The 9,433-nt window shown below is 65.0% G+C and carries 9 protein-coding genes; 2 read left to right on the forward strand and 7 right to left on the reverse strand.

Annotation, left to right across the window (positions count from 1 at the left end; translation table 11 throughout):
* Positions 1-21: 21 nt before the first annotated feature.
* Positions 22-918: a M20/M25/M40 family metallo-hydrolase gene (locus tag QHF84_RS00365; RefSeq protein ID WP_281311100.1), complete on the forward strand. Its 897-nt coding sequence runs from the start codon at positions 22-24 to the stop codon at positions 916-918.
* 300 nt (positions 919-1,218) lie between these two features.
* Here QHF84_RS00365 and QHF84_RS00370 read toward each other — a convergent pair whose 3' ends face one another.
* A complete protein-coding gene (locus QHF84_RS00370) occupies positions 1,219-2,403 on the reverse strand; it encodes a cytochrome P450 (RefSeq protein WP_281311101.1) in 1,185 nt (394 codons plus the stop codon).
* A gap of 712 nt (positions 2,404-3,115) precedes the next feature.
* Between QHF84_RS00370 and QHF84_RS00375 the strand changes: the two genes are divergently transcribed.
* The gene (locus QHF84_RS00375; RefSeq protein WP_281311102.1) at positions 3,116-4,024 is read left to right on the forward strand and encodes an alpha/beta hydrolase; all 909 of its coding nucleotides are present in this window, start codon (positions 3,116-3,118) and stop codon (positions 4,022-4,024) included.
* Here the strand turns inward: QHF84_RS00375 and ccrA are convergent.
* From ccrA to QHF84_RS00405, 6 genes are read right to left on the reverse strand one after another with little or no spacing between them, the layout of a single operon-like run.
* Positions 4,021-5,295: a crotonyl-CoA carboxylase/reductase gene (gene ccrA, locus QHF84_RS00380; RefSeq protein WP_281311103.1), complete on the reverse strand. Its 1,275-nt coding sequence runs from the start codon at positions 5,293-5,295 to the stop codon at positions 4,021-4,023. The genes QHF84_RS00375 and ccrA overlap by 4 nt on opposite strands.
* Positions 5,285-6,439: an acyl-CoA dehydrogenase family protein gene (locus QHF84_RS00385; protein WP_281311104.1), complete on the reverse strand. Its 1,155-nt coding sequence runs from the start codon at positions 6,437-6,439 to the stop codon at positions 5,285-5,287. Before QHF84_RS00385 ends, ccrA begins: the two co-directional genes overlap by 11 nt.
* Complete coding sequence (locus QHF84_RS00390; RefSeq protein WP_281311105.1) at positions 6,436-6,702, reverse strand: phosphopantetheine-binding protein; 267 nt, start codon at positions 6,700-6,702, stop codon at positions 6,436-6,438. Before QHF84_RS00390 ends, QHF84_RS00385 begins: the two co-directional genes overlap by 4 nt.
* A 50-nt stretch (positions 6,703-6,752) precedes the next feature.
* Positions 6,753-7,793 carry an HAD-IIIC family phosphatase gene (locus tag QHF84_RS00395; protein ID WP_281311106.1) on the reverse strand — a complete coding sequence of 347 codons (1,041 nt, stop codon included), beginning with the start codon at positions 7,791-7,793 and terminating at the stop codon, positions 6,753-6,755.
* Positions 7,793-8,662 carry a 3-hydroxyacyl-CoA dehydrogenase family protein gene (locus QHF84_RS00400; RefSeq protein WP_281311107.1) on the reverse strand — a complete coding sequence of 290 codons (870 nt, stop codon included), beginning with the start codon at positions 8,660-8,662 and terminating at the stop codon, positions 7,793-7,795. The genes QHF84_RS00395 and QHF84_RS00400 overlap by 1 nt, the downstream gene beginning before the upstream one ends.
* Complete coding sequence (locus QHF84_RS00405; RefSeq protein ID WP_281311108.1) at positions 8,659-9,378, reverse strand: methyltransferase domain-containing protein; 720 nt, start codon at positions 9,376-9,378, stop codon at positions 8,659-8,661. The genes QHF84_RS00400 and QHF84_RS00405 overlap by 4 nt, the downstream gene beginning before the upstream one ends.
* Between the last annotated feature and the right edge of the window lie 55 nt (positions 9,379-9,433).

Here is a 9,433-nt window from a genome sequence, read left to right on the forward strand (position 1 = left end):
GGAGAAAGGACACCCAAGCCCATGGAGCTGCGACGCACAAAGGCCACGAGCCATGGTGGCAGCCTGATCGACGCGCTTGCATCCGTGAGTGAGCCCGAGCTCTTCAATACCGTCGCCGAGCTCGCGGAACCGCGGCACATGTTCGTCCAGCGCGCCCAGAACCGAAAGGCCGCTCAGTTCATCGCGGATGCGTTCGAGGAGCTCGGTTATGCCGTCGAGCTCGAGGGCGAGTTGCGGAACGTCGTCGCCATGCCACGCGGGGCCGTTGATCGCCCCCTGGTCCTCGTCGGCGCCCACTACGACAGCGTGCCCGATACGCCGGGCGCGGACGACAACGCGAGCGGCATCGCCGCCATGCTCGCCTGTGCGCGAGCGCTCGCGGGCCTCGGGACGCCCTTGCCCGTGGGGTTCGTCGCGTGGAATGGCGAGGAAGATGGGCTCCTCGGCAGCGTCGAATTCGTCGCGCGCCGACAACCAGCCGGCGCATCGATCGCCGCCGTGCACGTGCTCGAAATGGTCGGTTATGCGAGCCACGAGGCAGGTTCGCAGCGAATGCCGCTTCCAGTCCCCGGCGCGCCGGACGTCGGCGACTTCATCGGTCTGCTCACCAACCAGCGCTCGAACCACCTCGTAGAGCTCGCGGCAATGCAGGCGGAAGCGCTGGTCCCCGAGCTGCCGGTCGTGGGATTGAAGGTCTACCTCGGCCTCGAAGGGTGGCTCCCCGTGCTGCACCGGAGTGATCACTCGCCGTTCTGGAGGGCGAAGATCCCGGCCATGCTCTGGACCGACACCGCGGAGTTTCGCAATCCGAACTATCATCGGCCCACGGACACGTGGGAGACGCTCGATTACGCCTTCATGCGCCGCGTGACCCAGCTCGTCATCGCGACGGTCGCGCGGCAGGTGCGGACGGGTTGATCCCGTTCGTGCAGGAGCAGCGCCGAAAAAGGGCCCCTGAGACACGCGCTTGTCCCCTCATAAACCAATCCGCTCTTGGAATGGTTCCTTCGAGAAGGGCCGGGGGCCCTGACGCAGCCAGGCCCGGGCGGCCCCGGGCGCCACAGGACTCCGGCCCGATCGAGGTGGAGGAGGAGGCCCTGCGGTTCGAGACATTCGCCGGCGCATTTTGGGTCGACGTACGCGAACCACCACGAGCCGATCGAGGTGTGGTCGGAAGAAAATGGCGTTTGCCATCTCCCGCCCACACGCGACGGGCTCTCAGTGCAACGCGACTTCGAATTTCTTCATCGAGCGAATCAGCGGGTGTGGCTCGAATTCCGGCTCGCCGAGCGGCTTCATGTCGGGGAAGCGCCTGAACAGGGTCCCCAGCGCCGTCACGAGCTGCATGCGCGCCAGCGCGGCACCCAGGCAGGTCTGCTGCCCCGAGCCGAAGGAAATGGTTTGTCGTAGGTCGCGACGGATATCGAAGCGATCCGGATCCGGGAACGCCTCCCCGTCACGGAGCGCAGCCGCGATGAGAGGGAGCACCATTTGACCCTTTCGCAGCGAAACGCCCGCGAATTCCATTGCCTCCGTGCAGTACTTGGGGAAGCCCGATTTCGCGAACATCTCGAAACGCAGCGTCTCCTCGGCGGCGTTGCGCCAGAGGGACGGGTCACGCTGGACCTCGGCGAGATCCGCGGGGTGCCGTAGCAGGGTGCGCACCCCCCAGGTGATTGCGTTTTTCGTGCTGTCTCCGCCCGCGACGAAGAAGGTGAAAACGAGTGAAAGCAACTCCTCCTCGGTGAGCTTGGCGCCCTCGTCGCGCGCCATGATGAGCGTGCTCAAGAGGTCATCCTCGCGGGGGTTCTCGCGACGATCTGCAATGACCCGGCGCAGCATGGCCACCCATCGCGGCGTCGGCGAAATCGAGGCGATGAGCTCGTCGGGAGGCAGCGCGATGTTGGCGCTCCTGGCAGCGGCCAGGCCGAAGGCGCAGAGATCCTCGCGCATTTCCGCAGGGATCGCGAGCAGATCACAGATGACACGAGTCGGCAGAGTTTCGGCAAATTTGGTGAGATTGAGACGATCCCCCTCGACAGCGGTGTCGATGAGCTCGTCGACGACTTGCTGAATGCGAGTCTGCATCCGCTCGACGCTGCGCACCGTCAACGAGCTGCTCACGAGCCTGCGCACCGGGCCGTGGCGGTGATCGGGCAGGAGGCTCAAGCCATTGTCGAGCAACTTCTGGAAGTCGATGAGCTCGGGGGGCCATTGCTCCGGCTGGGCGAACTCCCACGCACGGTAATTGTTGCTGAAACGCCGATCGTTGAGGATGGCTTTGACATCGCGGTATCGACTGAAGACCACCGTGTGGCGAGCCTGCCACTGGTACGTGGGGGCATTCTCGCGCAGCCATCGGTAGGTCGGATGGGGATCGACGAGGAAGCTCGGCCCGTCCATATCGAGGACGAAGTCATCCAACGTCTTCCCTTCTCGTGTATCCGTCATCGAATCTCCTTGCCTACGAAGCGATGGGTATGATTTGCCATAGGCACGGACGACACTCTAGAGCCTCGAATCGGACGGCGCAACGAACAAGCTCATCAGTCGTCGCGGATGCCTCGACGCCCGTTGATTGAAACCGCTCGCAGAAAGATGCCGAGACGCGGCCCCGAACAGGTGTAGGATGCCGCCGCCGAATGTCCCCTGGAGCGGCTGCTTTCCCGCGCCGCGTGGCAGTTCGCGGCTACTCGATTTCGTGGTGAACGTCAACATCGGCGGCGTCGGCGCGCTGGCGGGGGACGTGGACGAGGGAACCGTGAGACGTGCACTCGATCACGTTCAGGGGGCGCCGCCCGCACCTCCAGGTGCGGGTGGTCCGCGAGGCGGATGGCCCGCGATGGTTTCGAACGCCGCGCGCCGGAGACGCCGTTCGCGGGGGTCCATCGACGATTGTCATGACGCACTCTCGTGGCCCCACGCGCGCGCTTCTGAAGCCACGGACAGCCGTGTAACGACCGATCCGCGCGGCCGCGCAGCCTCGGCCGAGCCCCTCCTCGTCCGGCATGCAGCTTTTGCATCTGCCCGATGCACAGGATGCGCGGATGGCTTCACCCCATGCGTCCCGACCAGCATAATCGTCATGGCACGTGGCATGCATGGGTGACGCCACATGACCCCGAATCAATCCGCGTTCAAATCGGACCAATCCCGTCGGATGTACCTCGAGCGATACGAAGCGCATGCGCGGCGATGGCCGGTGCCCTGCACGACGGAGATGATCGATACCGCGTTCGGGCAGACGTTCGTGCGGATCAGCGGACCTCCCAGCGGCTCTCCGCTGGTCGTCGTGCACGGGGCATCGGCCAACTCGCTCATCTGGTCGCATTGCGTCGCGCGGCTCGCCGAGCGATATCGCGTGTTCGCCCTGGACAACATCTTCGACTACGGTCGGAGCGTGTGCACGCAGTTTCCGGACACCATCGACGAGCTCTGCACCTGGCTCGACGAGGTGCTCGAGGGGCTTCACCTCGCGCAGGGCGTTCACCTCGCGGGGCACTCGTACGGCGCGTGGATCTCGAGCCTCTACGCGGCGCGACATCCCGAGCGATTGCAGACGCTGACGCTCATCGCGCCCGCCTACACGCTCGCCCCCTTCTCCGTCTCGTGGATCAGCCACGCGGCGCTCGTCGCCATTCCGCTCAAGACCCTGCACACCCACCTCTATTTCTGGTTGCTCGAGGACTTCGCGAAGAGCAGCCGGGAGGCGCACGACGAGGTGAACGATTTGAGCGAGGAGGTCTGGCTCGCGTCGCACACCTTCACGTCGCGGCATTACGTCCCTCCCACGCTCGTCGATGACGAGGAGCTCCGGAAGATCCGCGTCCCCACGCTGCTCATGATGGGTGAGCACGAGAAGGTCTGCGATCCGAAAAAGGCCATCCAGCGCTTGCACGACTTGATGCCGCAGGCGGAGGCAGAGTTGATCCCCGCGACGGGGCACGATGTCATTCTCGGTCAGCCGGACGCGCTCGACGCGAGGTGGCTACGGTTCCTCGATGCACACGCCGTCCACCACTAAGAGGCCCCTCCGCGCGCCGCGCGTGCCTCCTCCAGCGTGCGGAGCCCGCGGCGCCGCGCATTCACGAGGATCGCCATCTTGCCGTTCGGGTGCCGGTTGTCGCGCATGAGTTGGTGGCTGTGGCCCGTCTCGTGGAGATCGAACACGCGTGACAGGCAGGGCGAGAGCAGCCCCTCCGCCACGAGCTTCGTGACCGCGATGGCCTGCTCGTCGTTCGCGAAATGGGACCCCTGGAGCCGCTTCTGGCGCATCCAGAGATATCGCAGATCGAGCGTCCCGAGGTACCCGGTCGTCCCGGCGCAAATGACGACCATGCCCCCCGTATCGCAGACGAACATCGACGTCGGCAGCGTGTCCTCGCCCGGGTGCTCGATCACGATCGCCGGGTTTCGACGTTTCCCGATCACCTCCCAGAACGCCGCGCCAAACTCCCTGGCTCCCTTGAGGAACGACCCATAGGCCGCCTTGTCCTCCACCGAACCCAGGGCTCCGAGGTGCTCGAACCGACGGCGATCGATGACGCCCGCGGCGCCAATCGAAAGGCAATAGTCGGTCTTGTCGGCGCCGCTCACCACGGCGACGGGAAGCGCGCCCGCCACCTTCGCGATTTGAATCGCCATGCAACCGAGCCCGCCGGCCGCGCCCCAGACGAGGACCGGATCGCCCGGTTTGACGTCGTTGGGCGGCCATCCGTGGAGCATCCGGTAGGCGGTCGCGGCGGAGAGCATGTAGGCCGCCGAATCTTCCCATGGGACGTGTCGCGGCTTCGGGATGCACTGGTGCGCCTGCACGAGCGTGAATTGCGCGAAGCTGCCCCAGTTCGTCTCGAATCCCCAGATGAGCTGCGAGGGAGCCATCATCGGGTCTTTGCCGGCCACGATATGGGGGTCGTCCTCGTCCCACGTGGCGCAGTGGAGCACGACCTCGTCGCCGACCGATACGGTCGTGACGTCTTTCCCGACAGCCCAGACGACGCCGCTCGCGTCGGAGCCGGCCACGTGGAAATCCTCGCGCTCGCCGCGCCGCCGCCGCGCCTCGATGACATTCACCGGAGCGCCGAGCGCGCTCCAGACGCCATTGTAGTTCACCCCCGCGGCCATGACGTACACGAGCACGTCGCGCGGCCCGATCTCGGGGACGGGCACGACCTCCATTCGATACGCGTCTGCGGGCTGGCCAAACCTGTTCTCCCGGATGACCTGGGCGTACATCGTTCTCGGGACGTCGCCGAGGTCCGGGATTTCACCTAGCTCGTAGATCTCACGTTTCATGGGTCCCCTCACCGTACGCCTGCGCCCCGTGATCGCCGATCACGATTTGCTGGATCTGGGTGCTCCCCTCGATGATCGAGAGAGCGCGCGCCTCTCGGAAGAGCATCTCGACGACGCCCCCATGCAAAAGCCCATACGCGCCGTGGACCTGGAGCGCATCGGCCGTCACGCGCGTCGCGACCCGCGCCGCGAACTGCTTCGCGATGGATGATTCGATCATCGCTTCGGGATCCCGTTTGTCGCGAAGCATGCCCGCGTGCATGCAGAGCGCGCGCGCAGCGTGGACATCGGTGACCGCATCCGCGATCATGGCCTTCACGAGCTGGAACTCGTGAAGGCGCTGGCCGAATTGCTCCCGCTTCCCGGCATACGTCGACATCGCCTCGAGCGCCCCCTGGGCGACGCCCACGGCCGCCCACGCGACGCTGTAACGACCGATGTCGAGGGCGGTCGAGCAGACGTACCGGAAACCCGCGCCGAGGCTCCCGACGACGTTCTCCTTGGGAACCTCGACGCCCTCGAAATGGAGCTCCGCCAGGTGCGAGCCCCGGCCCGCGAGGACGTCTCGAATCGGCTTCACGTGGACATTCGGCCGATCACGCTCGACGAGGAATGCCGTCACCTCGTCACCGCGGCGCGCGAACACGAGGAAGACGTCCGCCATGGCGCCGAACGTCGTCCAGCGCTTGCGACCCTCGATGCGGAAGCCTCCCTCCGATGCCTCGTAGCGCGTGCGAACGTTCGCCGCGTCGCTCCCCGTTTCGGGTTCGCTCAGGGCAAACGCGCCGACGACGTCGCCCGTCGCCAGCGCGGGCAACCATTTCGCCTTCTGCGCGCGGCTCCCCCATCGAGCGAGCGTGCCCGCGACGATGGAGGCGTGTACCGTCAGCAGATATCGCGTATTGCAGCAGACCTTGCCGATCTCTTCGGTCACGAGGCCCCAGGTGATCGCGTCGAGCGGGCTCCCGCCGAGATCCGCTGGGACGAGCGCGCCGAGCAAGCCCTCGCGCCCGAGCGCCTGGACGATTTCGCGCGGTACGCCCGCCTGGTCGAACTCGGCCACGCGCGCGCGCAGCCGGGAGCTCGCGAACGCGCGCGCGCGCCCGACCACGGCGTCTTGCTCCGCGGTCAATCGGAGTTTCATCGGCTGAGCGTCGTGCCGAGCTTGCGCTCGATGAACGCCACGATCCTGTTCACCGTGCTGAACGTCGAAACGTCCAGATCGTCGTTGTCGACGGTCACTCCGCATTCGGTCTCGACGAAGTTGACGAGCTTGAGCGCCGTCATCGAGCTGACGAAGCCGAGCTTGAAGATGTCGTCATCGTCGCCGAGCGCGGCGTTGCGATGGTTCGACACCATGTTTTCCCGGATGAAGCTACGAATGGACTCGACGGTTACCATGTTCATGTATCCTTTGGCTTCGAGGTCGCTCGAAGATCGATTCGACCGGATGCGTGCTATGGGGTGACGACTTCGATGTACCCCGGAAAGTTCTGAATTTGCTCGAGGTTCGCTTCGAGCACGCGCGCCCCCGTGTCACCGTCCCCCACGTCCCGGAACCCATTGAACTTGAACGCGACGTACATCGCCCGGTTGCGGTCGGTGGGGACGAAATCCGCGAAGAGCCGGACGCCTGCGCGCTTCGCCTCTTGCATCAGAAAGCCGAGCAGGACGGTCCCCACCCCGCGCGACATCACCCGGCACGACATGAGGAGCAGCCGGACGTACCACGCCGATTCGGTGCGCTCCACGAGGGAAAGGCCGATCTTGCCGTACGAGCCATAGACATCGGTCATCTCGCAGATGTAGAGCTTGTGCGAATCCGACCGCCGCAAGGCATCGAGCTCGTCGTAGCTGTAGGTCCGACCCGTCGCATTGAGCTGATGCGTGCGCACCGTGAGCTCCGCCGCCCGCGCGAGATCGTCGCCTTGCGCCTCGGCGATCTTGAAGCGCATGCCGAGCCCGCTCAGGAATGTTTCCTTCGGACCGTCGAACGTCTCCTCTGCGCGCTTGCGTTGCTCGTCCTCGCGGTACATCTGGCGCCTGCGCGCCGAATCGGCCGTGATGAACCGTGGGATCATGCGGCGATCCTCGAGCAGCGTGGCGTACGAATCGGCGTGCGCGACGTTCACGTCCGGGTTCGCCTTCGCGACCTCGTCACGCTCGAAGGGATCGTCGTCCACGAACAGGATGGTATTCATCCCGATGTTCAAGACCTTCTGAATGCGGGCGATCGACTCGGATTTGGCGCCCCAATGGATCTCCGGGTAGAGGAAATACTCCCACAGCCCGAGTTCCCGGAGCTTCGCGGCGGCGTCGTCGAAGTTGTTCTTGCTGGCGACGGACTGCAGGATGCCGCGTTCGTCGAGCACGCGGATGATCCGCGCGATCTCCGGCTTCAGCGTCAGCGCGCCCGACTCGACGAGCACGCCGTCCCAGAGCGTGTTGTCCAGATCCCAGACGACGCATTTGATGCCCTCTTCGTCGTGCTTGCTCATCACGGCACCTTTCCGTAGTCGAAGAAGCCCTTGCCGCTCTTCCGGCCGAGCAGGCCCGCGTCCACCATGCGGACGAGCAGCGGGCAGGGCCGGAACTTCGGATCCTTGAAGCTCTCGTAGAGCACGATGAGCGACTTCAAGATCGTGTCGAGCCCGATGAGATCACCCGTCGCCAAGGGGCCCATCTTGTGGCTGAAACCCTCGGTGAAGATCCGATCCACCTGCGCGGGCTCCGCGATGCGATCGTGCACGACGAACGCCGCCTCGTTGATCGTCAACATCAAGATGCGATTCGTGACGAACCCCGGGCTGTCCTGCACCACGACAGCCTCCTTGCCGAGCGAATCGAGGAGCGCCTTCGCGCGATCGACCGTCTCCGCGGAGGTATGATGCCCGACGATCACCTCGACAAGCCGCTTCAGCGGGACCGGATTCAGCAAATGCATTCCGATCGCGCGATCCGGCCGCGGCAGGAAGGAGCCGATCGTCGTGATCGATACGCAGGAGGTATTGACGCCGAAGACGGTATCCTCGCGGCAGAGCCGCCCGAGCTCCGTGTAGACCTCGCGCTTCACCGCGAGATCCTCCACGACGTTCTCGATCACGAAATGGACGTCCTCGAGACCTTCGTAGCTCGTCGTGAAGCGGATGCGAGACATGATCGCATCGAGCTTCGCGCCGCCGAACCGCGCGCGATCCATGAGCAGGACGAGCCGGAGGAGCTCCCCCATGCGCTTCTTCGCGCGCACGAGCGCGTCCTCGTGGATGTCCTTCAGGATGACGGAATGCCCATGCGCGCTGAGGTCGAATGCCAGATCGGCGCCCATGGTGCCAGCGCCGACGACGAGGACCTGCTTCCCTGTGCTCATTTCTCTTCCTTTGCGCGCCTGCATACGGCGCCCATCATGTCGTAACTATAGCCGCGGCTCGTCTCCACCCGGACCACTTCGAGGCCTTGAGCGGCGAGGATCTCCTTGAACTCGGCCGCCGTCCAGAGCTCGCGATACCCGAGGTTGAGCTCCGGATATACCTCATAGTAGACGCGAGAAAGCGGGGTATCCATGGGCACGAGCAGGAGGAGCGCTCCGCCGTCGCGCATGTGCTTCGTGTGTGCCCGGAGGATGTCCGTCTTGTCCGCGAAGTGCTCGATGACGCCGAAGCTGCACACGACGTCGTGCCGCTCGGCGGACGCATACGTGAACAGATCCGACATCACGTACTCTATCCGATCCTTGGTGGGGTCGTCCATCGCGTCGAACGCGCGCCGCGCCTCGGTATTGTTGTCGACGAGCCGGCCCTGCATGCCGTATTCGTTGACGAGCCAGCGGGTGAGAAACCCCGTGCCGGCGCCGAGCTCGAGCACGCTCTGCCCACGAAAATCCATTCCGCGAAGCAGGCTTCGCAGCATACGCGTCACGACGAAGGTGAACTGCGGGCGGCTCTCGCCGAGCTGCGCGCGCAGATGCAATAGGACGGCGAGCGGATCCAGCCGGCCCAGGTACTCCTCGGCACCCATGCGGGAGAAATAACCCGACCAATCGAACTCTCCGCCCGGCTGGGCCAACATGTTGCGCGTCAGATACATGGAGACACTCCTCGATGGGAACGACGCTCGACGAGCGTCCACCTCGATATCCCTT

This window comes from Polyangium sp. y55x31 (genome assembly GCF_029946505.1).
GTDB lineage: Bacteria > Myxococcota_A > Polyangia > Polyangiales > Polyangiaceae > Polyangium.

What these genes read in the sequence shown, in the direction of transcription:
- QHF84_RS00365 (WP_281311100.1), top strand. Translation starts at nt 22, where the DNA reads ATGGAGCTGCGACGCACAAAGGCCACGAGCCATGGTGGCAGCCTGATC.
- QHF84_RS00370 (WP_281311101.1), bottom strand. Translation starts at nt 2,403, where the DNA reads ATGGACGGGCCGAGCTTCCTCGTCGATCCCCATCCGACCTACCGATGG.
- QHF84_RS00375 (WP_281311102.1), top strand. Translation starts at nt 3,116, where the DNA reads ATGACCCCGAATCAATCCGCGTTCAAATCGGACCAATCCCGTCGGATG.
- ccrA (WP_281311103.1), bottom strand. Translation starts at nt 5,295, where the DNA reads ATGAAACGTGAGATCTACGAGCTAGGTGAAATCCCGGACCTCGGCGAC.
- QHF84_RS00385 (WP_281311104.1), bottom strand. Translation starts at nt 6,439, where the DNA reads ATGAAACTCCGATTGACCGCGGAGCAAGACGCCGTGGTCGGGCGCGCG.
- QHF84_RS00390 (WP_281311105.1), bottom strand. Translation starts at nt 6,702, where the DNA reads ATGAACATGGTAACCGTCGAGTCCATTCGTAGCTTCATCCGGGAAAAC.
- QHF84_RS00395 (WP_281311106.1), bottom strand. Translation starts at nt 7,793, where the DNA reads ATGAGCAAGCACGACGAAGAGGGCATCAAATGCGTCGTCTGGGATCTG.
- QHF84_RS00400 (WP_281311107.1), bottom strand. Translation starts at nt 8,662, where the DNA reads ATGAGCACAGGGAAGCAGGTCCTCGTCGTCGGCGCTGGCACCATGGGC.
- QHF84_RS00405 (WP_281311108.1), bottom strand. Translation starts at nt 9,378, where the DNA reads ATGTATCTGACGCGCAACATGTTGGCCCAGCCGGGCGGAGAGTTCGAT.